Consider the following 26,283-nt stretch of genomic DNA (forward strand, 5'->3'; position numbering starts at 1 on the left):
TCGCCCTTTCAGTTGGCCGCAGCGCCGCGGGTGATGACCTTGCCGAGCGCCGCCACCAGCTTGTCGAGCATGAAGCCGACGACGCCGATGTAGGCGAGCGCGACGATGATGTCGGGCAGGCGCGAGGAATTCCACGCATCCCAGATGAAGAAGCCGATACCGACGCCGCCGGTCAGCATTTCCGCCGCTACGATAGCGAGCCACGACAGGCCGATGCCGATGCGCAGGCCGGTGAAGATGTAGGGTGCTGCCGATGGCAGCATGATCTTGAAGAAAAATTCGATCTGGTTCAGCCGCAGGACCTGCGCGACGTTGCGATAGTCCTGCGGAATATTGCGAACGCCGACTGCGGTATTGATGATGACCGGCCAGATGGAGGTGATGAAGATCACGAAAATGGCCGACGGATTGCTGTCCTGAAAGGCGGCCAGTGAAAGCGGCAGCCAGGCGAGCGGCGGCACGGTGCGCAGAACCTGAAAGATCGGATCGAGCCCGCGCATCGCCCAGACCGACTGGCCGATGACAGCCCCGAGAATGATGCCGGCGATGGCGGCAAGGCCGAAACCGTAGGCCACCCGCTCCAGCGAGACCAGCACGCGCAGGCCGAGACCTATATCCTGCGAGCCGTTATGGAAGAACGGCGAAACGATGAGATCGTAGCTCTCCTCGAAGACCTGGCTCGGCGGCGGCAGGGAGGCGCCGGGGGCGGAACAGAGCAGCTGCCAGACACCGAGCAGCACGGCAAGGACCATCAGCGGCGGTATGATGTTGCGGGCCGCTGCCGCACCCCACTTGCGCAGATCGATCCGTGGCGGATGTTTGGGCGAAAGTGCCACGACATTTGCTTTCTGCACTGCCGGCTGGTGCGGCTCTTCCTTGAATTTTCGGACCAATGCGGACATGGGCATTTCCTCTTGATGTCGGTTGCGGTCTGGGCTCGCCCCTCACCCGCTCTTCAGCCGCACCGGTTAGGCAGCGCAACTGGCGGATGAAGGGCGACGCTCGGGTCTCCTCCTCAGGAGGCCGCCTTGATGGACAGGCTTTCGAGATAGGCCGACGGATTTTCCGGGTCGAAGACCTTGCCGTCGAAGAAGGTTTCCTTGCCGCGCGAGGTGGAAGCGGGCAGATCGGTTACGCCGAGATCCTTGGCGGCCGCGCGCCAGATATCCTCTCGGTTCACCTTCGCAACCAGCGCCTTCACATCGGTGTCGGGCGCGAACTTGCCCCAGCGGATATTTTCGGTGATGAACCAGCGGTCATGGCTCTGGAAGGGATAGGAAGCGTGGTCCTGCCAGAACTTCATCTGCAGACCGGTATTTTCCAGCACGCGGCCGTTGCCGTAATTGATATTGCCCTTAAGGCGGCCAAGGACATCCTTCGGCGGCACGTTGAACCACTGGCGCTTGCCAAGGAGGGTGGACATCTCCTCCTTGTTCGCCATCTCGTCGCACCATTGCTGTGCCTCCATAACAGCCATCAGCAGCGCCTTGGTGGCGTTGGGGTTCTTTTCCACCCAGTCAGCGCGCATGCCGAGCGCCTTTTCCGGATGGCGCTTCCAGAGTTCGCCTGTCGTACAGGCAGTAAAGCCGATGCCCTGATTGACCAACTGCTCGTTCCACGGCTCGCCCACACAGAAGACGTCCATATTGCCAACCTTCATGTTGGCGACCATCTGTGGCGGCGGAACGACGATGGTGGAGACGTCCTTGTCCGGATCGATACCGCCGGCGGCAAGCCAGTAGCGAATCCAGAGATCATGCGTGCCGCCGGGGAAGGTCATTGCAGCCTTGATTTCCTTGCCTTCCGCCTTCTTTTTCTCGAACGCCACCTTCAGTTTCGAGGCATCGAGTTGAACGCCGGTATCTGCATACTCCCTGGCGACGGAGATGCCTTGGCTGTCGAGGTTCAGGCGGGCGAGGATTGTCATCGGCACCGGCACATTGTTCTGGGTTACCTTGCCCGTATGCATCAGATACGGCATCGGCGTCAGAATATGCGCGCCGTCAATCCCGTTCGAAGCGCCGCCGAGCACCAGATTGTCGCGCGTTGCGCCCCATGACGCCTGCTTCAGAACCTCGACGTCAGGCATGCCATGCTTGGCGAAGAGGCCCTTTTCCGCGGCGATAACGAGCGGTGCGGCGTCGGTGAGTGCGATGAAGCCGAGTTTTGCGCCTTTGACCTCAGGCTCGGCGGTGGCTGCGAAAGCCCCGGAGGGAAACGCGCCGCGTACCGCAGTGACAAGGGCTGCGGTGGCCGTGGTCTTCAAAATCGCGCGGCGGCTGACAACGCCGGAGAATATCTTTTTCATTCGCATGTTCCCCTTATTGGGCCACCCGTAGGTGACGTTTTCGCTTGCGAAAAAACCGGAAAATAAAAAAACGCCGCTCGGTGTTTGCGTCTGCGGACAGGAGAAGTCCGGACTGCAAAACCTTGCGACGTCTGTGTCTTTGAAAGCGCCTATGCCGCGCCCTGCTTGCTCCGATCGCCGTTGACCGGTGCGAAAAACAAGAAGCAAAAGGCGTGCCAGTTTATCAAAATTAGATTATAACCCTGAAAAGAAAGGCGTATTTCAGGAGATGAGCTTTACGACTAAATTTTAATCAGGGATTTTCTTGTCTTGCATTTGGGCAAATGGAGAAATCCCGCGCTTGAATTTTACGCAGCTTGACCAGCTTGGGCCGTTTATGCCTCACCGGAAGCGTGAGAAACAGCCGTAGATGTACGTACTGAAAATTTCTTCACATAGCCTTCTATGTCGGCGGGATCGAATATGAGGCCATCTACGAAACGATCACCCTCTTCCTGCCCTTCGACACGGATATCGGCATCATCAGGCGCATTGGCGTCGCCCAGCACCGCCCGGTAAATATCCGGCCGGTAGGAAGACAAGGCGGTCGCCACGCCTTTGCGAGAAAATTCCGCCTGCCCCCAGCGGATCATCTGGCTGTAAATCCACAAAGCCTGACTTTGCCGGGGATAATTCGCATGGCCGCCATGAAAGGTGAAATATTTGTCGATCACGCGCCTATTCCCGCGGCTATCAATGCTGAATTCACCGGCAAGCACACGACGGATAATCGCCTCAGGCGCTCCGATGTAACGCGAATCGGCAAGGGCCCGGCTTAGTTCATCGTGATTTTCTGCAAGGTCGCACCAGCGCGCGGCCGCATCAAGCGCCGTCAGCAGCCGTCCGACCGCTTCTTGTTGGTTTGCCGCCCATTCGGGCCGCATGCCGATGACCTTTTCGGGTGCGGAAGGCCACAAATCCTGCTTGGCGGCAACGATCCGGCCGACACCGCGTTCGGCGGCGACGATATTCCACGGCGCTCCAACGCAGAAACCGTCAATCGCTCCCGCAGCGAGCGCATCCGATGTCAACGGCGGCGGCACGACCACAAGCTTGACATCGTTGTCGGGGTGAATGCCGCCAGCGGCAAGCCAGTAGCGAAATTCGTAATTATGCGAGGAAAACGGGTAGGTCATACCAAGCGTCGGTGGCGGCTCGCCGCGGGCACGCATATCATCAAGCACACGCTTCAGCGCCTCAGCATTTTCGAGCGCTCCCGCCGTTTCGGAAAGTCCGGTCACGGCCTTCATGCGGTCAAACAGGCGGGTTGAAAGCGTGATTGCATTGCCGCCGCGTCCAAGTGAAAAAGGCGTAATCGTCGGCGACGGGTTGGAACCGAGCCCGAGCATGGAGGCGACGGGCATTGGCGATAGCATATGGGCAATGTCGAATTGCCGGAACGCCAGCCGGTCACGCACATTTGCCCAGGAAACGTCTTTCACGAGACCGAGCGTAATGCCCTCGCGTTCTGCAAAGCCGAATTCGGCCGCTGCGATAAGAACCGATGCGTCAACAAGGGGTATAAAGCCAGCACGCAGGATTTTCTGCCGGTCACCGCCGACCCTTGCCGGTGCGCCCGGGGTTTTCGTCGCTCCGCTGTCTGGTCCTGCCGTTTGTTCCGGTGCCGCCATGTTATTCACTCCACGCTGTCCGGCTGGTCTTCGTCACATCAACAGACCGGCCGCGGTGACCACGCTTTGCGCGATCTCGGAAATCTTCTTTTTCTCGTTCATTGCCGTTTGCCGCAGAAGTGCAAAGGCCTCTTCTTCGGAAAGGCCGCGCATCTTCATCAATATGCCTTTGGCGCGTTCGATGACCTTGCGCTCCTCAAGCGCCGATTTCGCATCGGCCAGCTCCCGCTGCAGGCGGCTGAAAGCATTGAAGCGGCTGACCGCCATATCGAGAATCGGTTTCACACGCTCTTTCTTCAACCCGTCCACCACATAGGCGGAGACACCGGCCTCGACGGCTGCCTCGATGGAGGCGGTGTCGGAACGATCGACAAACATGGCGATAGGCCGGCCAACCGTGCGGGTGAGCTGAAACAGATGCTCCATCATGTCACGATTGGGATTTTCAAGATCGATGAAAATGACATCAGGCTGCAGCGTCTCGATGGTGCGCGCCACCCCGTTCACCTCGTGGATGACGGTAACGCGCTGATAGCCCGCCTCGCGCAGGCCCTCCTCTATGATGGAAGCGCGGATCGCGTTTTCGTCGATAACGAGAATTGTCAGGTCGCGACGCGTCATGCCAGCATTGATGACGCAGCGCAGCAAACTTGGCAATCGCCCTGATCGGCAAAAGTGAAACAGTACGGCACGAGACTTTCGCCGCCGCCACCCGCTATGTCAGGAGGCGTGTTCCACGGCACGTTCGAGCGCTTTCAGGACCGTACGCTCTGAAAGATTGAGATAGGTGTCCATCTCGTCGCCCGCTTCCTGCGCCTTGCCTTCCTCCATCAGTGACAGAATCTTGCTGTTCATGTCGACAAATGGAGAATGAAGCTGTTCGGGATCTTTCAAAAGACCGAAACACAGCCGGAGTTCAGCGGCAATACGCTCGTAAAAATCGCTGATCCGGGCACTGTCGAGGAGATCAACGACAGCGGCATGAAATTTCATATTGGCGCTGCCCACGCCCAGCCAATCAGCAGCCTCACGCTTTACCTTCGCATCCTCGACCGCTGCCCGCATCGTTTTGATAGCGGGGTGCTTGTGCCAGGCCTGACGTAATGCTCCGCACTCGACCATGCGCCGCACCCGGTAGATATCGATGACCGAGGACATGGTGGGAACTGCGACGAACACACCGCGATTGGCCTCATGACGCAGAAGCCCATCCTTGGTCAAAAGCCGGAATGCCTCGCGCAGCGAATTGCGGGAGACATCGAAACGTTCACTGAAGGCTGCCTCTGACAGGCGCTGCCCCGGCGCCAGCTCACCTGATATCAGCAGGGTACGAATACCCTTGGCCAATCGATCCGCAAGCGGCAGACCCTCTATCGTTTCCGTCATGGCGCTCCTTTCCTAAGAGCAATGCAGCATCGGGAATTCCGTGACAGGCATGTTCGGACACGGCATGTTCTGCCCATAGCACAAAGCATTAGCAAAGCACGAAAAAAACATGCTGAATTCATGCGCATAACGTCCAACAAATAGACAAAATAAGAGAACGATTATTATTTATTGTTGAACAATGTTGACAATTTCGCGGAACAGGCCAAACTCGGTCTCATAAAGCATCCGCGAGGGGCGGATTGCAAATGGAGCGGAGAAGATCCATGGAGCAGAATAAGCTCTCGCCCGCCGACCCTAACGAGGTTGCGCGCAAGGCGAAGAATCAACGGTATGCCTTGCTTTCGGCAATGTTCTTGATGTCGATGTCGGCCGTCGGGCCGGGCTTCATCACACAGACCGCAAATTTCACGGTTAAACTGGGCGCCGCATTCGCATTCGCCATCGTCATTTCCGTCCTGATCGACTTTGTCGTGCAGGCCAATATCTGGCGCATCGTCACCATTACCCGCATGCGGGCACCGGCCATTGCCAATGCCGCTATTCCGGGTTCGGGTTATCTGCTTGCGATTCTCGTCATTATCGGCGGCCTGTTCTTCAACATCGGCAATATTGGCGGCGCGGGCCTCGGCTTCAACGCCATGATCGATCTCGATCCCAAGATCGGCGGTGCAATCGGTGCACTGGCGGCCATCGGAATCTTCCTGTCCCGCCGCGCCGGCATTGCCATGGACCGCGTGGTTTTCGTCGCGGCCTTTGTCAAGCTGGCGTTGATCGTTTATGCGGCATATGTTTCCGGCCCGCCGGTCGCGGAAGCCTTCCGCCAGACTTTCCTGCCAGACACCATCGATTTCGTCACCATCACCACCATCGTCGGCGGCACGGTTGGCGGCTACATCACCTATGCCGGTGCGCATCGCCTGCTGGACAAGGGCATGGTGGGCATTGAAAATATCAACGCGGTCAATCGCGCGGCGCTCAGCGGCATCGCCATCACCGGCGTCCTGCGCTACGTCCTGTTCCTTGCCATCCTCGGCGTTGTCGCAAGTGGCGTGGTCATCGATCTCTCCGGCAAGGCGGCGAATCCGGCCGGCCAGGCTTTCCATGCCGCCGCCGGCAATATCGGCTACCGCCTGTTCGGCGCCGTCTTCCTCGCCTCGGCCATGACCAGCATCATCGGCGCGGCCTATACCTCCGTGTCATTCCTGACAGCTTTCAAGCCTGACATAACGGAGCGTCAGCGTAATCTGGCAACGGTCGGCTTCATCGCCATTTCGCTGATTGCCTATGTCATCATCACCACCCCGCCTGCAGCCATGCTCGTCTTCGTCGGCGGTCTCAACGGTCTCGTCCTGCCGATCGGTCTTTCGATCTTCATGTATGCCGCCTGGAAGCGCACGGATCTGATGCACGGGTACCACTACCCGCGCTGGCTGCTGGTGCTTGGCGTGCTGACCTGCGCGCTCACCTGGTATATGGCCTATAAATCGGCGGGCGCGATCTTTGCCCTGCTCGGCTACTGATGGAATAAGGGAGGCAAACATGGCCGCTATCGATCTCAACAGCGATCTTGGCGAAAGTTACGGCGCATGGCGTATGGGTGATGACGAGGCGATGCTCGCCATCGTTTCCAGCGCCAACATCGCCTGCGGATTTCACGCAGGCGACCCGGCCGGCATCTACCGCACCGTCAAGGCCGCTGCCGAAAAGGGCGTGGTCGTTGGCGCCCATGTCTCCTATCCTGACCGCGTCGGCTTCGGCCGCCGCGATCTGGACGCCACCTCGGAAGAACTGATTGCCGATGTCATCTACCAGATAGGCGCGCTGAAGGGTGTTGCCGCCGCTGCGGGCACCACGGTGCGTTACGTGAAGCCGCATGGCGCACTTTACAACCGCATCGCCAATGATGCGAAACAGGGGCAGGCCGTGATCGACGGCATCAAGGCCATAGATTCTTCACTGGTGTTGATGGGCCTTGCGAACGCGCCCATCCTCGATCTCGCCCGCAAGTCCGGTCTTGCCGTCGTTGCCGAAGCTTTTGCCGATCGCGCCTATACGCCTCAGGGCCAGCTCGTTTCCCGCCGGGAAGCCGGTGCCGTATTACATGACGCGGCAAAAATTGCCGACCGCATGGTGCAGCTTGCGCGCGAAGGCACGCTGGAGGCGATCGATGGCAGTATTATAAAAATCGAGGCGCAATCCATCTGTGTACATGGCGACAGCCCCGGTGCGGTCGCCATCGCCCAGGAAATCCGCCGGCGCTTCGAGGCTGATGGCATCGACATCCGCTCTTTTGCATCCAATCGCTGAAAGGATAGCCGATGACGATACCCACATCCTATCTCAATCACACGGACGCGGACGCCGTCCGCAAGGCCCGCGCCACCTATCGCGGCGGTCTTGTCGCCCCTACCTCCGGCATCGCGCCCGGCTTCACGCAGGCGAACATGATCGTGCTGCCGCGCGACTGGGCTTTCGATTTCCTGCTTTATGCGCAACGCAATCCCAAGCCCTGCCCGGTACTCGACGTGTCCGATCCCGGATCGCCGACCACTCTTCTGGCGCCTGGCGCCGATCTCAGGACTGATCTGCCGCTTTATCGCATCTGGCGTGACGGCAAGCTTGTTGAGGAAACCGCTGATGCCACCGCCGCATCGGCTGAGCGCGACGATCTCGTCGCCTTCCTCATTGGCTGCAGCTTCACCTTCGAAACACCGATGGTGGAGGCGGGTATCGAAATCCGCCATATGACGGACAAGAGCAATGTGCCCATGTATCTCACCAACCGCCCCTGCCGTCCGGCCGGTCGGCTGAAGGGCAATATGGTCGTTTCCATGCGGCCGATCCCGGCGTCGCGCGTCGCTGATGCGGCGACCATTTCGGGACGTTTTCCAGCGGTGCATGGTTCGCCCGTGCATGTGGGTGCGCCCGAGGAGATCGGCATTACCGATCTCGCAAAGCCCGATTTTGGCGACGCGGTGCGGATTGAACCCGGCGAGGTTCCGGTCTTCTGGGCCTGCGGCGTCACCCCACAGGCCGCCGTGATGGCATCCGGTGTTCCCTTTGCCATTACCCATGCGCCGGGACACATGTTCATTACCGATATTCCCGATTCCGCCTACCACGCGTGAGGATATGATGCGTTTTCTTCCCGTCAGCCTCGCCACCTTTCTTGTCGAACTCGCCGATCTCGATGAAACGCTTGCGCTTTTCGCCTCGCTGCAGAACGATCCCATCGAAGGCATAGAAGAGACGGTGCCGGCTGCCCGCACGCTGATGATCCGGTTCCGGCCCGAGAAGATCGGCTCCGAAGCGCTGGCTGCGCGGCTTGCGAGCCGCGATCTCTCGGCAAAGATCGCGCCGTCGGACAATCTTGTCGAAATCCCCGTCCGTTATAATGGCGAAGACCTTGCAGATGTTGCCGAACTAACCGGCCTGAGCATCGAGGAGGTTATCCGCCGGCACACCGAAAGCGAATTCACCGTTGCCTTCTGCGGCTTCGCTCCCGGTTTTGGTTATCTGGTCGGAGGCGATCCCGCGCTGCATGTCCCGCGCCGGCAAAGCCCGCGCACCCGTATTCCGGCCGGCTCCGTAGCATTGGCCGGTGCTTTCAGCGGCGTCTACCCGCAAAACAGCCCTGGCGGCTGGCAGATCATCGGCACGACGCCGGTGAAGATGTGGGATATAGACCGCGACCCCGGCGCGCTGTTTCAGCCGGGCTACCGTGTGCGTTTCTTCGACATGGACAAGACCGGTCGAACGGTAGATATCCCAGCTCCGGCACCGGACAGGAAAGTACCAAAAAAGGATGGCCCGCATTTCGAGGTGCTTGCCGCGCCAATGCCAGCCATCTTTCAGGACCTCGGCCGTTTCGGCCAGACCGGGCAGGGTGTCTCCGCCTCCGGCGCGCTGGATCGCGGCGCATTTAATGCCGCAAACCGCATCGTCGGCAATCCGGTCAACACGCCCTGTCTCGAACTGACGCTCGGCGGCTTTTCCTTCAAAAGCGCGAACCGTACCGTTATCGGCATAACCGGCGCCCCCTGCCCCGTCACGATCAAGACGGCAGAGCGCAGTTTCGCTGCCAAAACCCCGGGCCCGGTCTCCCTTGAAGCCGGTGACGTGATCACTTTCGGCCAGCCGCCGAAGGGAATGCGCTGTTATCTTGCCGTGCGCGGCGGCTTCGACGTCGAGCCGGTGCTCGGCAGTTTTGCAACCGATACTCTGGCTGTCGTCGGTCCCGAGCCAGTGGGTGCAGGTGCCATCCTGCCGCTCAAGGGCGAAAAGTCAGGTCTATCCAGCGTATCGATCAACGAGGCTCCGGCTTTCGAGCCGCCGGCAACGGGCGAGATCGTGACACTGGATATCGTTCTCGGGCCCCGAACGGACTGGTTTACGCTGAAGGGTATCGACACGCTGACCGGCCAGCTCTGGCAGGTCACCCCGCAATCGAACCGCGTCGGCATTCGCCTTGCCGGCGACGTGCCGGTGGAACGCAAGGACAGCGCCGAGTTGCCGAGCGAAGGCACGGCAACGGGCGCGATCCAGATTCCCCATAGCGGCCAGCCGGTTCTTTTCCTTGCTGATCACCCCCTGACTGGTGGTTATCCCGTTATAGGCTCAGTGGCCGAATATCATCTCGATCTTGCCGGGCAGATCCCGGTCAACGCCAAAATCAAATTCCGCCCGATCGGCCCCTTTGCCGAAATCGCGGCCAAAAACACATAGTTCCGAGGAGAAAAGCGATGAAAAAAGTGCTGATTGCCAATCGCGGCGAGATCGCGGTGCGCATCATCCGCGCCTGTCGCGATTACGGCCTGAAATCGGTCGCCGTTTATGCCGATCCCGATCAGGACGCGCTTTTCGTCCGGCTGGCGGATGAAGCCTATGCGCTGGAAGGCGTGCGGCCCGCCGAGACGTATCTCGATATCAACAAGCTGATCTCGATTGCCAAACGCGCCGGCGCAGATGCCGTCCATCCGGGTTACGGCTTCCTTTCTGAACGCGCGGAATTCGCAAAGGCCGTCATCGATGCCGGCCTGATCTGGATTGGGCCGGATCCTCATGTCATCGAGGCGCTGGGCGACAAGGTCGAAGCACGGCGCATCGCCACCGGCGTTGGCGCACCGCTGGTGGCCGGCAGCGACGGTCCGGTCTCTTCTGCCACAGAAGTCATCGCTTTTGCCGAACAACACGGCCTGCCCGTCGCCATCAAAGCCGCCCATGGCGGTGGCGGCCGAGGTCTGAAAGTTGCATGGAAAATGGAGGAGATCGCCGACCTCTACGAATCCGCCGTGCGCGAAGCAACCGCCGCCTTCGGTCGTGGCGAATGCTTTCTCGAGCGCTTCCTTGACCGGCCGCGCCATATAGAGGCGCAGGTTCTGGCCGATAAACACGGCAATGTGCTTGTCCTCGGCACCCGTGACTGCTCGCTGCAACGCCGGAACCAGAAACTGATCGAAGAGGCCCCCGCCCCCTTCCTGTCCGATGAGCAGCGCCAAAAAATCCATGACGCCGCCAAGGCGGTCTGCGCCGCAGCCGGTTATTCCGGCGCCGGCACCGTCGAGTTCCTGCTCGGCGTTGACGGCACCATTTCTTTCCTCGAGGTCAATACGCGCCTGCAGGTGGAACATCCTGTCACCGAGGAAACCACCGGCATCGATCTCGTCATCGAACAGTTCCGTATTGCCGAAGGCCAGAAGCTGCGTGTCCTCGAAACGCCCGAACCGCGCGGGCACTCCATGGAGTTCCGCATCAATGCCGAAGACCCTGGCCGCGGCTTCCTGCCGACGCCCGGCTCGATCTCGGTTTTCGACGCGCCGTCCGGTCCCGGCATTCGCATGGATAGCGGTGTCGTCAGCGGCTCCGTCGTGCCTGGTGTCTTCGACTCGCTGATGGCGAAGCTCATCGTGACAGGTGTCGACCGAGATCAGGTCCTGCGCCGTGCCCGCCGCGCGCTGAAGGAATTCCGCATCGAGGGTATCGCGACCGTTCTTCCGTTCCATCGCGCCGCGATCGAGACGGACGACTTCATCGGCACGGATGGGTTCAAGATTCACACCCGCTGGATCGAAACCGATTTTGCCGCCATGCCCGACGCCATGGAGCGCCCGGCACCGGCCGACGATCCTTCCATGACACGAACCTATCTCGAGATTGACGGAAAGCGTGTTTCGGTCGGCCTGCCCAGCATTCTCCTTTCCAGCCTCGGCAGCGTCAACGGCGGCCAGGCGTCCGTTTCCGGCACTGCGGTCGACAGGAACGAGGGTGAAATCACCGCTCCCGTTTCCGGCACCTTGCAGTCCTTCAAGGTAAAAGATGGCGACACGGTCTCGGAAGGTGATCTCCTGGCAATCATGGAAGCAATGAAGATGGAGACACAGATTGTCGCCACCAGGGCCGGCAGGGTCCGCCTGATCGGCAAGGAAGGCGACTATCTTCAGGCCGGCGATAGGGTGCTCGAAATAGCCGGCTAATATTGAAGCGCCGCAACGACCTCATAATCGCAGATCGCGCATCCCCGGTGGCGGAACCCTTTCGTCACCGGGCCGTTTATGGCGCGACCTGCTAACCATCGTGAGGGACATATGGCCGGACGCACCTTGCTTCAATTCTTCCATTGGTATTATCCGGACGGAGGGAAATTATGGAGCGAGGTGGCCGAGAAGGCCGAAAGCCTTGCCAAAATGGGCATCACCGACGTCTGGCTGCCGCCCGCCTACAAGGGCGCCGCCGGCGGTTATTCGGTTGGATATGACACCTACGATCTCTTCGACCTCGGCGAATTTGACCAGAAGGGCACCGTCGCCACCAAATACGGTGATCGTGGTGCCCTCGAGCATGCGGGCAAGACGCTGAAAGAGAATGGCATCCGTGTCATTCACGACGTCGTTCTCAATCACAAGATGGGTGCCGACGAGAAGGAAAAGGTACGGGTTCGCCGCGTCAATCCCGACGATCGCACGGATATCGACGACGAGGATTTTTCCGCACTCGCTTATACACGTTTCACCTTTCCCGGCCGAGGCGGCGCGCATTCCAAATTCATCTGGGACCAGAAATGTTTCAGCGGCGTCGATCACATCGAAGAGCCGACCGAAGACGGCATTTTCCGGCTCGTCAACGAATATGGCGACGGTGAGTGGAACGAGGAAGTCGATCAGGAAAACGGCAATTTCGACTATCTCATGGGCGCGGATGTCGAGTTTCGCAATCGGGCCGTCTATGAAGAGCTCAAATATTGGGGCCGCTGGCTTTCCGAGCAGGTCCAGGTGGACGGCTTCCGTCTGGATGCCGCGAAACATATTCCGGCATGGTTCTTCCGCGACTGGGTCGGCCATATGCGCGAGACTATTGACCCCGATCTTTTCGTCGTAGCGGAATATTGGCACCCCGATCTTGAGGCCTTGAAGAGCTATCTCGAACTCGTCGACAAGCAGCTGATGCTTTTCGATGTCGCCCTTCACCACAGCTTCCACGACGCGTCGAAACAGGGCGGTGGTTTTGACATGCGCAGCATTTTCGATGGTGCGCTTGTTTCCGTCGTTCCCGATCACGCCGTCACGCTTGTCGATAACCACGACACCCAGCCCTTGCAATCGCTGGAGGCTCCGGTGGAGCCCTGGTTCAAGCCCCTCGCCTATGCGATCATATTGCTGCGTGAAAACGGCGTGCCTTGCGTTTTTTATCCCGATCTGTTCGGCACGAGCTATACCGACACGGGTAATGACGGCAATGAGTACAAAATCGATATGCCGGCCATCGAATGCCTGCCGAAGCTCATAGAGGCGCGCAGCCGTTTCGCCAATGGCGTACAGACGGACATTTTCGATGACCCGAACTGCATCGCCTTCATTCGCCATGGCACCGCCGATGCGCCGGGCTGTGTCGTGGTGATGTCGAATGGCGAACCGGCGGAAAAGCATGTCGATCTCGGTCCGGATCATGCAAGGGCGGTCTGGCGCGACTTCCTCGGGCACCGTCAAGAGGAGATCACCCTCGATGAGAGCGGCAAGGGCGTCTTCCCCACCAATGGCGGCAGTGTCAGTGTTTGGGTGCCAGCCGAATCCGGGTGAGCAACAAGGCTAACGGTCCGAAAATTATGCTCACTCTGCCGAAACGAGGCGGCGCGGACCTGCGCCGTTATCGGCGAGAACATCGTTCGGATTGCGCAACGGACAATCATCCAGCGAAAGGCACCCGCAACCGATACAGCCGGTAAGCTGGTCGCGCAGCATGATCAGGTTGTTGATGCGAAGCTGGAGCATTTCCCGCCAGGATTGGGAGAACCTGCGCCAGTCGGCTGTTGTCGCCACCCGATCCTGCGGCAGGTCGGCCATTGCGTCCCTGATGATGCTCAGCTGTATACCCGCCCGCTGCGCAATGCGGATGATGGCGATGCGCCTCAGAACGGCGCGATGATAACGGCGTTGATTGCCGGCGGTGCGCCAGCCCTCGATCAATCCCTTCGCCTCGTAAAAATGGATGGTGGAGACGGCGATGCCGCTGCGGCGGGCAACCTCTCCCACCGTCAGGCTGTGTTTGAGTATGGTATTTTCCATTCTGGCTCCTGCTTCCGGACCGATTTCCGCTCGGAAACGCGGAAACACAACGAAGAGCAGCCGGTATAATTCCTCAACCATAGTTGAGGTCAATAGACAACGGTCAAAAAAAGAGGCGCTCGATGGCGCCTCCGAATTTCGCGACTATGACTGGATCAGAACTTCGCTGTCATGCTGATCCAGAAACGACGGCCTTCCATGACGGTGTTGAAATCGTCGGTGCCGACATCCTTGTCGAAGACGTTGTAGACGGCGGCATTGAGATCGACATTTTCGGCGACCGCATATTTCGCGCCGATATCAAGCGTGGTGTAGGCGTCATATTTTCGACCGGCCTTGCCGTTGATCGTCACCGGCGTGCCGTTCGTGCCGATGCGCGGGCCGGCATTGATTTCCGATCCGTGGTAATTCAGCGAGGCCCAGGCTTCAAGACCATCGATCGGTGTCACCCAGTCGCCGCGCAGATTGGCCATATGCTCCGGTGTCCGCGCCAATGGAAAACCTTGGTAATCACCGGTCTTCTGTTCGGAATGCGTATAGGTATAGTTGCCGCGCAGCGTCAGTTCCGGCGTCGCGTACCAGGTCGCCGTCAATTCCACACCCTGAATGACCGCATCGTCGATATTGTAATTATACCAGAGGCGGTAGTTGCGGTCTTCGCTCCAGCGGACTGGCGTTCCATCGGGATTGAGCACCAGCGCGTTGGAAATCTTGTCCTTGAAATCGGTGTAGAAATAGGTGGCCCCCAGAGCGACGTCACCATTCTCCCAAAGTGCCGCCACTTCGTAGCTCGTGCTTTTTTCCGCTTCGAGGTTGGGATCGCCGATGATCACACCGCAGGTGCCGCTCGGACCATAGGTGCAACCGCCCCCACCTGTCGTATAGGCATAACCCGGCGCGATCTGACGGATTTCCGGTGCGCGGAAACCGGTGGAAACGCCGCCCTTGATGGTCAGCTCTTCCGTGGCGCTCCAGACGCCATAGAGACGCGGGCTGAAATGATTGCCGTATTTTTCATGGTTATCGAGGCGAAGCCCGCCCGTCAGCGCGAAATTGTCGACGATGCGCCACTCATCCTCAAGGAATAGAGCCCATTGCGTGGCCGAAAACGTCTCGTCCCGGCCGGTACGGCGGCCCGGGTTCTGGTCCGTCAGCCGTGCCTCGAAATATTGGCCGCCCGTGACCAGTGTGTGGTTGCCGAAGAGCTCGAAAGGCGTGGTGAACTTGCCATCGAGCACGGTATTGCGCACCTCCGGCGAGCGTGCATTTTCAGTCACGCGGCCGGTTCGGATGTTTCTGGTGAAATTGGTGCGTTCCGCCCATTCCTGCTGCAACGAGAATTCGGATGTGGTCGGTCCCCAGCGGCCGGTGTGCGAGAGTGACCAGTGGTCACGCGTGTTGATGTTGTAGGTGCCGTCGCTATTGGCCGCGAGCGATTCGCCAGGCTCGGCGCTACGGCGCAGCCTTGTCTTGCCACCTTCGAGATAGATGTCGTGATCTTCGTTCGGCGTAAACGTCAGGCGGCCGTTGAAATCATATTCCTTGGCGCCGGTGGTCCCGCTCAAAATGCGGTCTTCGCCGCGCGTGAAGCCCCTGCCCCAGAGCTGCAGACCAAGCTGATCCTTGAGGATCGGACCGTTCGCATACCAGGAGACCTGGCCGCTATTGCCGAATTTCGAATGCTGTTGAACCGTGCCCTCGGTGGTGACGGAGCCCGACCAGACGTCGCCGACCTTGCGGGTGATGATGTTGATCACGCCGCCCATGGCATCCGAGCCATAAAGCGAGGACATGGGACCGCGCACCACTTCGATACGTTCGATCGCCGAAACCGGCGGCACGAAGCTCTGTTCGAAGCCGGAGTTGCCGTTCGTGCGGGCATCGCGCGTGCTCTGCCGCTTGCCGTCAACGAGGATCAACGTATAGGCGCCCGGCAAGCCGCGGATGAAAACATCCTTTTCGTTGGCGATCCCGGTGACAGACACGCCCTGCACTTCGCGCAAGGCGTCAGTCAGGTCGCGATACGCCCCCTTTTCCAGATCCTCCCGTGTGACGACGGTGATGCTGGCCGGAGCGTCCTTTACATTCTGCTCGAAACCGGACGCGGTGACGACGATCTGCTCAAGAACAGTGGTATTTTCGGATGCCTGCTGCGCAAAAGCGGGCAGAGCAATATTTAACGCGGTTCCCGCCATTGCTGCCGAAAAAGTAGTCTTTATTGTCATCGAAGCCTTTTTGCAGCCCCGGTACTTCAATTCCATGTTATGCCCCCGCATTTAACTTGAGAATTTCACCCCACTTATTTACGAGGGGGGTGCAGGCGCAACAGGTTTGTTTTCGAACAGTTCTAAATTCTAGAAATTGCAAAAAGGGCTCCCTCTTAAGATGAGTGGAGTAAAAATTCGCCAGATGACAACCAGCAAGAGAAAAGACGGACCGGCTTCCACGGCAAAACCCGACAGGCTTGGGCAGCTGAAACTGCTTGTCGCTTTTGATGCTTTGTTGCGGGAAGGTAGTGTCAGCCGCGCCGCGGCGGGCATGGGACTTCCAACATCATCGATGAGCCGGATCTTGCAGCAGCTACGGGAAAAATACGGGGACCAGCTCTTTCTCCGCACCGGCCAAGGCCTGCGCCCCACCCCCTTTGCCGAAGCCATGCGCCTGCGCATCCGCTCCCTGGCGGCAGAGGCCGAAAATCTGATCGATTATTCGCAGGAAGAACCCGAGGCGCCGGCCACCATCAATAAGAGCGGCTGGGAGCAGCCGGCATTGATGAAAGCACCGCCACTTTCCCTTCGCCCCAGCATTCTTCTTGAAGGTCAGCCGACGCCGGAAAACATTGCCGAGCGTCTCGCCCGCATCGGTCACAATTCCGCCCCACAGGAACGGCTCGCCAAGTATATTGCAACGTCTGCGATGGGAATAGGCAACAGCCGTCCGCTCAGCCAATCGGAGGCGGCGGATGCACTGTCGATCATTCTGGAAGGGGATGCCGATCCGATACAGATCGGGGCACTGCTCGCCACCATGCATTATCGCGGCGTGACGGCGGCCGAACTGGCCGGCTTCATCCAGGCGACGTGGCGACATGTCGGGCGAGACCGCTACCGGCCTGTCACCGTCGATCTCGACTGGCCGGCTTATATGTCCCCCAAACACCGCGATGCGCCATGGTTCGTGCATTCTGCCCGCCTCGTTTCCATGGCGGGATACAGGGTGCTGTTGCACGGCCATGTTGGTCAGGGCGAAAATGGCGGCAAGCTTGAACGCGCCGCACAAGCCTGCGGTATTCCCCTTTGCCATTCGCTTTCGCAGGCGGCCGAGGCCACGTCATCCGAAGGGATCGCCTATCTCCCCCTGGGCGGCCTGTCTCTGCAATTCCAGAGCCTGCTCAGTCTCCATGGCATTCTGGAAATGCGCCTGCCGGTGCATACTGTCGTCCACCTTCTCAATCCACTGCGCGCAAGGAGCACCATTATAGGGCTTGCCCGTCCGGCCTATCAGGAGCTGCATCGCGATACCGCCCGCCTGCTCGCCGTGGAGAATCTCGCCATACTCGGTAACACGCGGGATTTCGCACAGTTCACGCCATTCCGCAGCACACGGATTTTCGGTCTTTCAAGCGGAAGGGACGTGGAGGTCCTGGTCCCCGCCCGCGAAGCACCGCCTGCCGAAATGCCAACCATGTTTACCACCTTCGAATATTGGCGTGCAGTCTGGACGGGAGCCGCGAAAGACGAAAGGGCGGAAACCATCATCATATCCACCGCCGCCGCCGCGTTGATGCTCGTCAATGACATGGGGCTTTCCTTTGACGAAGCTTACGCGAAAAGCCTCAAGCTCTGGAACGAGAGGACGCGCAATCTGGTCAGCGTCTGAGCATTCGAGATCACGCCGTGGCGACTGACTTTTTCAGAGCCAGATATTCCCACAGAGCGACAAGCAGCAGAATACCCGTGCTGGCCAGCTGCAGGATGAATAGCGGAATGCCCGGCACCGGCAACAATAGGCAGAGCGCTGCCACGCCCGCAAAATGCGAGACGGGGCGCTGATAGGTCGCGGCGATCTTGACACCGATATTGCCTGCCAGAAAGAGGACGGGACCACCGACGATTGCGATGGCCTCCCTTATCGTTGCGGCCTCGTGGGCATGGGACAGGCTGAAATCCTCTCCCACCGCCGTCAGAATGATACCGGCGACGATTGGCAAATGTCCGTAATTGAAGAGATTATGGGCGATCTTCGCCTTCTCGTCGGCGTTCTCGGCTTTCCTGGAGGCTTCCGCCTGTCCGTGATGGAAATAGATCCACCACATCGCGACGGTGCTGATGAAGGCGGAGCAGAAAACGACAAACGTCAGCCCGGAGTTCATATATTCGGTTGCCGTCCGGCCGGTGGTCAGAATTGTTTCCCCCAGACAGATGATGACAAACAGGGCGCAACGTTCCGCCAGATGCTCTCCGGAAAGATGCAGACTGTCGTCATCGCGAGAACGCAAGCCGGGGACAACATAGCGGCAGGCCGGACCGGCATACTCGATTGCGAGGGCCATGCCCCACAGGAGAATGCGTTCCCCCAGATCGCAAAATCCGCCTGCCAACCAGAACAGGCTCGAAATGGCCAGCCAGATCGTCACCCTCACGAACACCAGAAACGACTGCCGGTCTTCACCCCTGAAGGCATAGAGAGCAAACAGGCTTCGACCAATCTGCATGACGCTGTAGATCAGCGCGAAAACCAGGCCCTGTTCGGCAAAGGCTTCCGGCAAGGCGATGGCCAGCAGTACACCGCCAAACATCAGCACGAAGAGCAAAATCCTGACCGGTTCTTTCTCAGTATTCAGCAGATTGGTGATCCAGGTGGTGTGTATCCACAGCCACCACAGGGACAATATCAGGATGCCGGCTTCCAGCACCGCCGTTGGCCCAAAGTCCTTCGCCAGAGAATGGGATAACTGAATAAGAGCGAAAACGAAAACCAGATCAAAGAACAGTTCAGGAAATGTTGCCTTTCCCGTCTCCTGGCCGTCATGCCGGATCCAGCTTTCTGCCCTCGGCGCCCGTCGGGAAATCTGGGTTCCTGTTCTCATTCTGCTTCCGTTTGCGGAGCATAGATCATCGCAATCCCTCACTGTCGCAAGACGTGGGTTTCAGCCCCGGTATTGTTATGATCTGACCCGCGGCCGGGGAATTCCAGCCCACGCGCCCTGTCGGGAAGGAACTGCGGTCCCACCAGCCGCACCGTTTTTCCGGAGACATCAATAATGTAACTTTGGGCGGAAGGCGCCGATGAAACCGCTGCGTTACCGTCTTTTTTATCTTCCAGCCGGCTGATTTTCAGGGACTGGGAAAATACCGGCACGACCATTACGCAAACGAGGCCGGCGGCGAGAAAGAGGGGCTTGGGTAACATCGAAATTCCCTGACGCTTTTATCTGCGCCAATAACAGCCATCACCTGCATTTGTTCCGCGCAGCTTCAGGTATCGCCGTCAAGGTAAGTGCGGTATTGCACGTAATCACCGCTCGATTGCCCATCGACGACTTCAGGCGGCCGCCCCTCGCCCCCTGGGAGATAGCCGGTGTCTTCGAGGACCGATTTCACGAGCTCTGCAATCGCAATATGTCGGGGCATAGCTTTATCCGCCATGTAAAGGGCGACGGCCAGTTCTATATCATCCGGAAATGTCATGAGCGTGGCGTTCCGTTAAACCATGGACTGGAACGCGCAGTGCCAGCGAAAGTTCAATTCGTCGGCGCCAAGGTAGCGCGGATTGGCGACATATCGCGGAACTTTTTCGAGGGAGGAACTTCTGCCCGAACATCCACAGCCTGATGTTCACCGTACGATTTTCATCCCGGCCCCGTCGCCATCTAACTGACGCTGGAAGGCGGTGAGACGGCTACTTCGCATTTAAAACGCTCCAGACTCAAGCAATTGAAACCAATCGCGGAAACGCGCAAACGAAAGCTAAATTGGACTTAACTTTCGTCACTGTGCATTAACCATGGGAAGCCCCGATTGGACACAAAGTGTTTTTAGCAGCTTCGTTCCAACGAATCTTTTGGTGTTTGCGTGAACAGCAAGAATCTAACCGCATAGCCGTTTTTTCGCAAGCTGCCGCCGCTCCGCTCATCACGCCCTCATGATCTCGTTCCCGCCTCCTGCTTGTCTGTCCGGCCACGCAGTTGCGCCATGAGCATGGCCTGGAGATCGAAACTGCCTTCCTGGGCCTTACGTGTGAGATTGCGCAGATATCCGCCAAGTGAACTGATTTGATCAGCCTTCTGCAACAGGCAAGCGAGGATGGCCGCTGTTCCCTGCCTCCCGAAGGTGGCCAAAGCATCCTGATAGGCCGACTGGCTGATGCTGAACATGGTTCTGATGACGGAAGTTGCCACCTCCATATCTCTCCAGCCAGTCACCGCACCTCCGGGTGCATAGAGTGAGATATCCGGGCACGCTTTCAAAACCAAAACAATATCAGGAACAAAAAATTGCTTATGAAGATCGTTCCTGGGTGTTGGCTTTGGAGGTGTGACACCAGTGACCGCGGCATCTGCGGATGCGGACGCGATTGTTGCAGCAGTTCGAACCGGCGCGGCATCCTCCAATTCCTGCGGTTCAGATATGGATTCGGATTCTGAATTCTTTATGAGGCGCTCATTTTGGCAGTCATTGCCGCTCAAATTTTCCGATTTTTCAAGATTTTCCAGATAGTTGGTCACTTCTGTGCGGAGTGAAGCCAGAAAACCGGCGATTTCCTTGAGTTCAGCTGTCTTCGAATTGCGCCCTAGAGCCCGCGCGATGTCGTTGTAGCGGGCCTGAAACCCGTCAAAGATCTCGATCTTGCCGCTGGCAGCAATCATTTCGCAGAGTTTCTGGATGTCCCGCCGGCAGAGGCTGATCGTCTCGCGAAGCCGTTGAAGATCGAGCCGTTCGCGAATGATGCGTTCGGCCAGTTCCTCTATTTCCGTTTTACGAGCAAGAAGCGGTGCGAGTGAGAACCCGTAGGCTTCGCTGATCTCGCCACCCTTGTGCTTCCGTGCGTAACGTTTCCCATTCGGGCTGTCTTTGCGGATGATGAGGCCGGCTTCGACAAGAGCCGAAAGATGCCGGCGCAATGTCTGTTCCGCCATGCCATGTGCCCTGAGCGACAACTGCGTATTGGATGGAAACACCACCAATCCGGCTTCGCTGGAAAGCTCATTTTTGGGATAAAAGCTCAGGAGCGCGTTCAGAACGGCAAGCGAGCGATCGGTCACGCCGAGCAGCGGTCTTGCTTCACAGACGGACCGATAGAGTTTCCATTTGTCGACTGCTTCGCATTTTTTGTTTTTCTGCGCGGCAAACTGGGTTGCGAGCACGCCAAACGACATCGCTCGCCGCCCAAAGGGCGTCGTTACACATGTGCTGTCCATGTCTTTCACCTTTCACAAGGCAAAAGAAAATCGCTCACCGAAAAATTCGATGCCAAGACTCTTGACTATGATTCGCGGAAATGAGATTCTTCGGGTGCTTAAATCAAAGAAAGGCTTCCGCGCGGCAACGTTCGGGGGCTTTTTTCTTTTGTGATGCGTCTCCTGTTAGTCGTTCGGGTTAGAAATCACTGCTTGGACCGATACTCGGCAAACAGCGTCTGAAGATGTTCCAGAACGAATTCGGCAAATTCCGGTGCTTCGTTCTTGTCGATCGATATATCCAGCTTCCGGTCGCTCTCGACCACTTTCGCCAGGCGACGGCCCGTATCCGAAGACCATACGCCGGTTTTCTTGGCCTGTGCCTTTGGCTTCAAAAAGTCCAGAAGCGCCTTGAAGCGTTCTTCGGAAGGAAGCGAGGCAACCGCCGGTTCGCTGACATATGCGCGGGCCGCCTCCTTGACCTGTGAGGAGGAAAGCTGGTCGGCTAGATCCATCCAGTTGCGGCGGCCGACAGTGGGTGCGGGGCCTATGAGATCGACCAGATCCTCTGGAATGCGTCCAACGACCGAAAGCATATTGGACAGATCGCCCTTGTGAAGCGACATCGCCGCCATGATCGTGTCTCGAGGGAACCGCATCTGCAGTTTCTGCGCAAAGCGCGCTTTCTCGATATAGGTCAGGTCGCGGCGTTCGTTATTTTCCTGGCCCTGGGCCACCACCAGCTGCTCATCGCTGAGATCCCGCACAACGGCCTTGACCGGAATTCCAAGACTTGAAACGGCGCGAAGGCGGCGATGACCGAAGGCGACCTGATAACGGCCCGGGAAATCGGGATGCGGACGCACGAGAATCGGCACCTGCTGCCCCTGCTCACGAATTGCCTCCACCAGACCGGCATCGGCCTCTTCGGAAGCGGGCATACGATCCGGTATGAAGGAGGGATCGATATCCGCGGGGTCGAGAGAGACAATCGTCAGTCCTTCGGCGAGCTGCTTTTCAATGGCTTCCGCCCGTTTGGCGCGCTCCGAGACTTCATTCAGCGATTGACCGATCATACCGACGGGGGAGTTCAAAACATCCGTCACCAGCTCAGGGGAGCCGAGGATAGGCCTGATACGGGGTCGCGAACGCTCCGGCGTGGTATCGTTGTTGTCGGTACCCGGTGTGCCAAGATTTGCGAAGATTTGTTTTCTGCTCATGCTGCCCTACCCCACGCTTTTTTAATCAGTCCTTCGATTTCAGCGTTCACATTGTTCATGGCTTCCAGCGCGCGATCATAGGTCGACCGGGTGAATTGCGTCCTCTCCACTTCGAAGAGCGTCTGGTTGGTCAATCCAGCGTCCGAGACCGCCGTGCTTTTCAGCATCGGATGATTGAGGACGTTTTCACCAAAGATCGATCGCAGGAAAGCGACCATCTGGTTCTGCGGCCCGTCGCTCGGTTCGAAACGGGTGATCAGGTAACGCATCCAGTTATAATCCGACCGAGCACCGGCCCGGCCAATTTCTGCCAGAAGGTCGCCGGTCATGGCGAGGAACTGGTTCATGGACATCACGTCAAGCATCTGCGGATGGACGGTGACGAGCACCGATGTCGCCGCTGTCAGAGCCGAAAGCGTCAGATAACCGAGTTGCGGTGGGCAATCGATGACGACAACGTCGTAGAAATTTTGCGCTTGGGCGATCGCCTGGCCGATACGGGCGAAAAACAGCGTGTCACCCGGTGCACGGCGCATCAGCGCACGCGGAGTATCGTGTTCGAACTCCATAAGTTCCAGATTGCCAGGAACAATGTGGAGATCGGGAATATAAGTGCCACGGACAATCTCGGCGATGGGGCGGCGTTCATCGTCATAACGGATCGCGCCATAAAGCGTCTCGTTCGGCCCGACATCAATCTCGGGCTGGTGACCAAAAAGCGCGGAAAGGCTGGCCTGGGGGTCGAGATCGATGGCAAGAACCCGATAGCCACGTAGTGCCAGATATTGCGCCAGATGGGCAGAGGTGGTTGTCTTTCCCGAACCGCCCTTGAAATTCATGACGGCGATGACCTGTAACTCTTCGCCCTCCCGGCGGTGGGGCAGGTAGCGGCGTGTGCCACGCGCACCCTGGTCCAGAAAACCCCTGATATCGCGCATGTCTTCTACGGAATAGGAGCGACGCCCGGATACCTGCGCGGCATCAAGCTCAGGCAACTCGGAAGCGATCTGGCGCAGATAGGCTTCGCCAATGCCGATTAGCTTTGCGGTCTCCGCCGGAGAGAAATGCCGCATGCTCTTTTCGGTATGGGGGGAAAATGTATTTGCGTTATGCGCCTGCAACTGGGCTGACAACGCAGCCGAATGCTGTTGTATAAGACTCGTCAGGTCAGGTGCTCCTGCGGCACGTCTTAAATCGGCACTCTGTGTCATCGGTCTTCTTTCGCTCGAAATTGCAGTAGCGGTTTTTTTCGAAAAAGGCGGTTTTTTCCGCAACTGAGATATAAGCGCCGATTCTCTTTTTGGCGCAATAGGCTTTTTTCTCATGTACAGAGATGCCGCTAAAGCATTGTGGAAGAATCACTTTTCCCTTCTTGGCGTTTTCTGGTTTGCCGCGGCTAACTTGGCCTCGTTTTTCCCCTCGCTCCCTCGCTCCCTCGGCTTGAGTTATGACAGCAGGGGGGCCGGAAGTTTGCCGCGGCTAACTTTCGCTATCTTGCCGCTAGGGCGGGGCAGTTGGGAAATTCAAGGGTGGACATTCGCAGCTGGTTAATCTCTACTGCATGACTAGAGTATGGGATGCCTCACGCTGGTTGCCGGGCAATCCATTGTCTTTGGTTGGAGGATTGAATGTCCTATGACGTCGCTCTAGTCGGTTCGGGTTTCTCGGCCATTTGTACAGCAGCCCATCTCCTGTCATCACTGCCAGCGGGGGCGTCGATTGCCATCGTTGGTGACGAGTCGGATTTTGGCCGCGGAACCGCCTATCGCACGGAACTACCCTATCATCGGCTGAATGTGCCCGCGGGGCGTATGAGCGTCTTCCCGGACCGCCCGGACGATTTTGTCGAATGGTTGGCGCAGAACGGGCTGGGAAACGATCCCCTTCTATTCGCGTCGAGGGGCGATTATGGGCTCTATTTGCGGGACCGGCTCGCCAGTCTTCTCAGAAGCCGGGAACAGCGGGCGCGTGTGGATTTTATTCGGGCGAAGGCATCCGCTTGCCGGCCCGAATCACAAGGCGGCTTTACCTTCACCCTGGAAAACGGCGAGACATTGCAGGCACGCAATGTCGTTCTGTGTCTCGGCGTTGGTGCTGCAAGTTTGCCGGTGCAAACTGTCGCAAAACGTGAAGAGGGCGTGCAGCGCGTGGTGAGCCACTGCTGGCAGCCGGGATGGTTGTCCCGGGTGAAGAGCGGGGATCGTATCTGTATCCTTGGTTCCGGCCTCACGATGATCGATCAGGTGTTGACGCTGCGCGGAAAAGGTCACCGGGGCCCGATCCATGTCCTGTCCCGCCGCGGGCTCATTCCGCATCCGCATGTTAGTCCGCCTGTGCCGCCGAGCGCTCCGCGTCTGCCTGAAAGTTCTACTGAGATAAGCGAGCTATTACGATCTCTCCGTCAACAGGTGACCAACGGGGCGCCATGGCGCTCGGTTATGGACGGTTTACGGCCAAAAACACAATCGCTATGGCAGAGCCTCAGCTCACAGCAACGCGCAAGGTTTTTGCGGCATGCGCTGCCTTGGTGGAATATCCATAGACATCGCATCGCGCCTGAGGTGCATGACGCCTTTGACAGGCTGTTGTCAGACGGCGTTCTCACTATCCACGCGGGTTATCTCCAGGCGATCGATGAACAGGAGGAGAGCATCTCCATTCGTTATCGCGTTCGGCATACACAGATGATTAAGGAACTGCAGGTCGATTGGGTCATCAATTGCACCGGCATGGAACGCGCGGGTATCGGCCACTCTCGCCTTCTGGAAAGCATGCGATCTGACGGGGTGCTTCGGCTCGATTCCTTTGGCCTTGGTGTCGAGGTCGACGGCGATTCCCGGCTGCTTCCACGGATGGCCAGGTATGGCCAGGTCTCTTCGCCGTCGGCGCGCTGACGGCAGGCCGGTTCTGGGAATTACCGCCGTTCCGGATATACGGATCCAGGCTCGTGATATAGCGCATTTCATCACTGACAGAGTGATCGGTAAGCGCCTCATATCCGCGCAAGGCTGATGCCTGTTGCGGACCCAACAATGGTGCCGGACTCTCCGGCCTCCTCATTTATACTGCGTAGTTTGCCGCGGCAAACTCGTCGGTTGAGTCACGGTCATCGCGTGGATGACGCTCTTTGGCCTGGATGCAATAGGTCATATTCGACGCGTGGCGAAAAATCGCCGGCCGTTAAGTAAGTATCCGCAACATTCAAAAAATGTCGCGAAAAGCGAACGAATCTCACCATTTGCTAAATAATTTACATGGGTTATGGAGTATCGTCGTTAAACCGGCTATAAATGCAAGAAAAATTGAACATCATGAAAATAATTTGCGAGGCTCGAATGGATAAAAATAAGTTGGTGCGGTTCGAGACCGCGGATAGCCAGGCCGGTGGGCAGCGTCGGCCCTTCGCCAAGGCCGTCCGGGCCGGTGATTTCGTCTATGTGTCCGGACAGGTGCCCACCATTGACGGCGAAGTGGTGACTGGCGGTATCGTCGCTCAGACCGAGCAGGTGGTGGCCAATCTCAAGGATGTCCTGGCGCTGGCTGATTGTACGCTTGCCGATGTGGTGAAGGTGAATGTCTGGCTGGATGACGCCAGGGATTTCTCCAGTTTTAACGCCGTGTTCCAGAAACATTTCATCGATCATCCGCCTGCACGCTCAACCGTACAATCCCCGCTGATGGTTGACGCCAAGGTGGAAATGGACGTTATCGCTTATAAGCCTTTGGCTTAAGTATCTGA

Annotated in this window: 21 protein-coding genes and 1 pseudogene; 9 read left to right on the forward strand and 13 right to left on the reverse strand. The window is 58.3% G+C overall.

The genetic code is table 11. From position 1 onward, the window contains the following. Positions 1–8 precede the first annotated feature (8 nt). From ntrB to EGT36_RS21625, 5 genes are all read right to left on the reverse strand, one after another. Positions 9–902: a nitrate ABC transporter permease gene (ntrB, locus tag EGT36_RS21605; RefSeq protein ID WP_125271062.1), complete on the reverse strand. Its 894-nt coding sequence runs from the start codon at positions 900–902 to the stop codon at positions 9–11. A gap of 113 nt (positions 903–1,015) precedes the next feature. Beyond that, the gene (locus EGT36_RS21610) at positions 1,016–2,308 is read right to left on the reverse strand and encodes a CmpA/NrtA family ABC transporter substrate-binding protein (RefSeq protein ID WP_037090391.1); all 1,293 of its coding nucleotides are present in this window, start codon (positions 2,306–2,308) and stop codon (positions 1,016–1,018) included. Between the two features lie 374 nt (positions 2,309–2,682). Continuing rightward, the gene (locus EGT36_RS21615; protein WP_125271063.1) at positions 2,683–3,978 is read right to left on the reverse strand and encodes a CmpA/NrtA family ABC transporter substrate-binding protein; all 1,296 of its coding nucleotides are present in this window, start codon (positions 3,976–3,978) and stop codon (positions 2,683–2,685) included. Positions 3,979–4,011: 33 nt separating this feature from the next. Beyond that, positions 4,012–4,599, reverse strand: a complete 588-nt coding sequence (locus EGT36_RS21620; protein ID WP_125271064.1) for an ANTAR domain-containing response regulator — start codon at positions 4,597–4,599, stop codon at positions 4,012–4,014. 99 nt (positions 4,600–4,698) lie between these two features. Then, positions 4,699–5,364 (reverse strand): GntR family transcriptional regulator, encoded by a 666-nt coding sequence (locus tag EGT36_RS21625; RefSeq protein WP_004437233.1) that lies wholly within the window; start codon positions 5,362–5,364, stop codon positions 4,699–4,701. Between the two features lie 266 nt (positions 5,365–5,630). Between EGT36_RS21625 and EGT36_RS21630 the strand changes: the two genes are divergently transcribed. The 6 genes from EGT36_RS21630 to amyA all read left to right on the forward strand — a co-directional run bounded on the left by EGT36_RS21630 (position 5,631) and on the right by amyA (position 13,439). Continuing rightward, positions 5,631–6,887, forward strand: a complete 1,257-nt coding sequence (locus tag EGT36_RS21630; RefSeq protein ID WP_037090387.1) for an NRAMP family divalent metal transporter — start codon at positions 5,631–5,633, stop codon at positions 6,885–6,887. A 19-nt stretch (positions 6,888–6,906) separates the two neighbouring features. After that, a complete protein-coding gene (locus EGT36_RS21635; protein ID WP_003505845.1) occupies positions 6,907–7,674 on the forward strand; it encodes a LamB/YcsF family protein in 768 nt (255 codons plus the stop codon). Positions 7,675–7,685: 11 nt separating this feature from the next. Beyond that, on the forward strand, positions 7,686–8,495 hold the full coding sequence (locus EGT36_RS21640) for a putative hydro-lyase (RefSeq protein ID WP_125271065.1): 810 nt from the start codon (positions 7,686–7,688) through the stop codon (positions 8,493–8,495). A 7-nt stretch (positions 8,496–8,502) separates the two neighbouring features. Then, positions 8,503–10,092, forward strand: coding sequence for a 5-oxoprolinase subunit B/C family protein (locus EGT36_RS21645; protein WP_125271066.1), 1,590 nt, complete (start codon positions 8,503–8,505; stop codon positions 10,090–10,092). A gap of 17 nt (positions 10,093–10,109) precedes the next feature. Continuing rightward, entirely contained in the window at positions 10,110–11,840 is a 1,731-nt protein-coding gene (locus tag EGT36_RS21650; RefSeq protein WP_125271067.1) for an acetyl/propionyl/methylcrotonyl-CoA carboxylase subunit alpha, read from the forward strand. A 111-nt stretch (positions 11,841–11,951) separates the two neighbouring features. After that, positions 11,952–13,439: an alpha-amylase gene (gene amyA / locus EGT36_RS21655; RefSeq protein ID WP_037090378.1), complete on the forward strand. Its 1,488-nt coding sequence runs from the start codon at positions 11,952–11,954 to the stop codon at positions 13,437–13,439. 30 nt (positions 13,440–13,469) lie between these two features. Here the strand turns inward: amyA and soxR are convergent, their stop codons facing one another. Next, positions 13,470–13,925, reverse strand: coding sequence for a redox-sensitive transcriptional activator SoxR (soxR, locus tag EGT36_RS21660; protein WP_003584914.1), 456 nt, complete (start codon positions 13,923–13,925; stop codon positions 13,470–13,472). Between the two features lie 155 nt (positions 13,926–14,080). Then, positions 14,081–16,186, reverse strand: coding sequence for a TonB-dependent receptor plug domain-containing protein (locus tag EGT36_RS21665; protein WP_035207322.1), 2,106 nt, complete (start codon positions 16,184–16,186; stop codon positions 14,081–14,083). Between the two features lie 148 nt (positions 16,187–16,334). On the opposite strand from EGT36_RS21665, the gene EGT36_RS21670 reads away from it, so the two are divergent. Continuing rightward, complete coding sequence (locus tag EGT36_RS21670) at positions 16,335–17,804, forward strand: glycosyl transferase family protein (protein ID WP_037090375.1); 1,470 nt, start codon at positions 16,335–16,337, stop codon at positions 17,802–17,804. A 10-nt stretch (positions 17,805–17,814) separates the two neighbouring features. On the opposite strand, the gene EGT36_RS21675 is transcribed toward EGT36_RS21670, so the two are convergent. The 6 genes from EGT36_RS21675 to repA form a co-directional block, all read right to left on the reverse strand. Beyond that, positions 17,815–19,014 (reverse strand): low temperature requirement protein A, encoded by a 1,200-nt coding sequence (locus EGT36_RS21675; RefSeq protein ID WP_037090373.1) that lies wholly within the window; start codon positions 19,012–19,014, stop codon positions 17,815–17,817. A gap of 38 nt (positions 19,015–19,052) precedes the next feature. Beyond that, positions 19,053–19,337 carry a hypothetical protein gene (locus tag EGT36_RS21680; protein ID WP_037090372.1) on the reverse strand — a complete coding sequence of 95 codons (285 nt, stop codon included), beginning with the start codon at positions 19,335–19,337 and terminating at the stop codon, positions 19,053–19,055. Positions 19,338–19,402: 65 nt separating this feature from the next. After that, complete coding sequence (locus EGT36_RS21685; protein WP_003584900.1) at positions 19,403–19,615, reverse strand: hypothetical protein; 213 nt, start codon at positions 19,613–19,615, stop codon at positions 19,403–19,405. A 452-nt stretch (positions 19,616–20,067) separates the two neighbouring features. Then, positions 20,068–21,345 (reverse strand): plasmid replication protein RepC, encoded by a 1,278-nt coding sequence (repC, locus tag EGT36_RS21690; protein WP_125271438.1) that lies wholly within the window; start codon positions 21,343–21,345, stop codon positions 20,068–20,070. 185 nt (positions 21,346–21,530) lie between these two features. Then, entirely contained in the window at positions 21,531–22,544 is a 1,014-nt protein-coding gene (gene repB / locus EGT36_RS21695; protein WP_037090369.1) for a plasmid partitioning protein RepB, read from the reverse strand. Next, a complete protein-coding gene (gene repA, locus EGT36_RS21700) occupies positions 22,541–23,755 on the reverse strand; it encodes a plasmid partitioning protein RepA (RefSeq protein WP_022563274.1) in 1,215 nt (404 codons plus the stop codon). The genes repB and repA overlap by 4 nt, the downstream gene beginning before the upstream one ends. A gap of 417 nt (positions 23,756–24,172) precedes the next feature. On the opposite strand from repA, the pseudogene EGT36_RS21705 reads away from it, so the two are divergent. Next, positions 24,173–25,556 (forward strand): annotated as a pseudogene (locus EGT36_RS21705) (FAD/NAD(P)-binding protein). 323 nt (positions 25,557–25,879) lie between these two features. Beyond that, on the forward strand, positions 25,880–26,275 hold the full coding sequence (locus EGT36_RS21710) for a RidA family protein (RefSeq protein ID WP_037090367.1): 396 nt from the start codon (positions 25,880–25,882) through the stop codon (positions 26,273–26,275). Positions 26,276–26,283: the final 8 nt, after the last annotated feature.

This window comes from Agrobacterium sp. FDAARGOS_525 (genome assembly GCF_003938925.1).
Classification (GTDB): domain Bacteria; phylum Pseudomonadota; class Alphaproteobacteria; order Rhizobiales; family Rhizobiaceae; genus Agrobacterium; species Agrobacterium pusense.

Excerpts from the sequence above, each read along its gene's own strand:
- ntrB (WP_125271062.1), bottom strand. The coding sequence starts at position 902 with ATGTCCGCATTGGTCCGAAAATTCAAGGAAGAGCCGCACCAGCCGGCA.
- EGT36_RS21610 (WP_037090391.1), bottom strand. The coding sequence starts at position 2,308 with ATGAAAAAGATATTCTCCGGCGTTGTCAGCCGCCGCGCGATTTTGAAG.
- EGT36_RS21615 (WP_125271063.1), bottom strand. The coding sequence starts at position 3,978 with ATGGCGGCACCGGAACAAACGGCAGGACCAGACAGCGGAGCGACGAAA.
- EGT36_RS21620 (WP_125271064.1), bottom strand. The coding sequence starts at position 4,599 with ATGACGCGTCGCGACCTGACAATTCTCGTTATCGACGAAAACGCGATC.
- EGT36_RS21625 (WP_004437233.1), bottom strand. The coding sequence starts at position 5,364 with ATGACGGAAACGATAGAGGGTCTGCCGCTTGCGGATCGATTGGCCAAG.
- EGT36_RS21630 (WP_037090387.1), top strand. The coding sequence starts at position 5,631 with ATGGAGCAGAATAAGCTCTCGCCCGCCGACCCTAACGAGGTTGCGCGC.
- EGT36_RS21635 (WP_003505845.1), top strand. The coding sequence starts at position 6,907 with ATGGCCGCTATCGATCTCAACAGCGATCTTGGCGAAAGTTACGGCGCA.
- EGT36_RS21640 (WP_125271065.1), top strand. The coding sequence starts at position 7,686 with ATGACGATACCCACATCCTATCTCAATCACACGGACGCGGACGCCGTC.
- EGT36_RS21645 (WP_125271066.1), top strand. The coding sequence starts at position 8,503 with ATGCGTTTTCTTCCCGTCAGCCTCGCCACCTTTCTTGTCGAACTCGCC.
- EGT36_RS21650 (WP_125271067.1), top strand. The coding sequence starts at position 10,110 with ATGAAAAAAGTGCTGATTGCCAATCGCGGCGAGATCGCGGTGCGCATC.
- amyA (WP_037090378.1), top strand. The coding sequence starts at position 11,952 with ATGGCCGGACGCACCTTGCTTCAATTCTTCCATTGGTATTATCCGGAC.
- soxR (WP_003584914.1), bottom strand. The coding sequence starts at position 13,925 with ATGGAAAATACCATACTCAAACACAGCCTGACGGTGGGAGAGGTTGCC.
- EGT36_RS21665 (WP_035207322.1), bottom strand. The coding sequence starts at position 16,186 with ATGGAATTGAAGTACCGGGGCTGCAAAAAGGCTTCGATGACAATAAAG.
- EGT36_RS21670 (WP_037090375.1), top strand. The coding sequence starts at position 16,335 with ATGACAACCAGCAAGAGAAAAGACGGACCGGCTTCCACGGCAAAACCC.
- EGT36_RS21675 (WP_037090373.1), bottom strand. The coding sequence starts at position 19,014 with ATGAGAACAGGAACCCAGATTTCCCGACGGGCGCCGAGGGCAGAAAGC.
- EGT36_RS21680 (WP_037090372.1), bottom strand. The coding sequence starts at position 19,337 with ATGTTACCCAAGCCCCTCTTTCTCGCCGCCGGCCTCGTTTGCGTAATG.
- EGT36_RS21685 (WP_003584900.1), bottom strand. The coding sequence starts at position 19,615 with ATGACATTTCCGGATGATATAGAACTGGCCGTCGCCCTTTACATGGCG.
- repC (WP_125271438.1), bottom strand. The coding sequence starts at position 21,345 with ATGGACAGCACATGTGTAACGACGCCCTTTGGGCGGCGAGCGATGTCG.
- repB (WP_037090369.1), bottom strand. The coding sequence starts at position 22,544 with ATGAGCAGAAAACAAATCTTCGCAAATCTTGGCACACCGGGTACCGAC.
- repA (WP_022563274.1), bottom strand. The coding sequence starts at position 23,755 with ATGACACAGAGTGCCGATTTAAGACGTGCCGCAGGAGCACCTGACCTG.
- EGT36_RS21710 (WP_037090367.1), top strand. The coding sequence starts at position 25,880 with ATGGATAAAAATAAGTTGGTGCGGTTCGAGACCGCGGATAGCCAGGCC.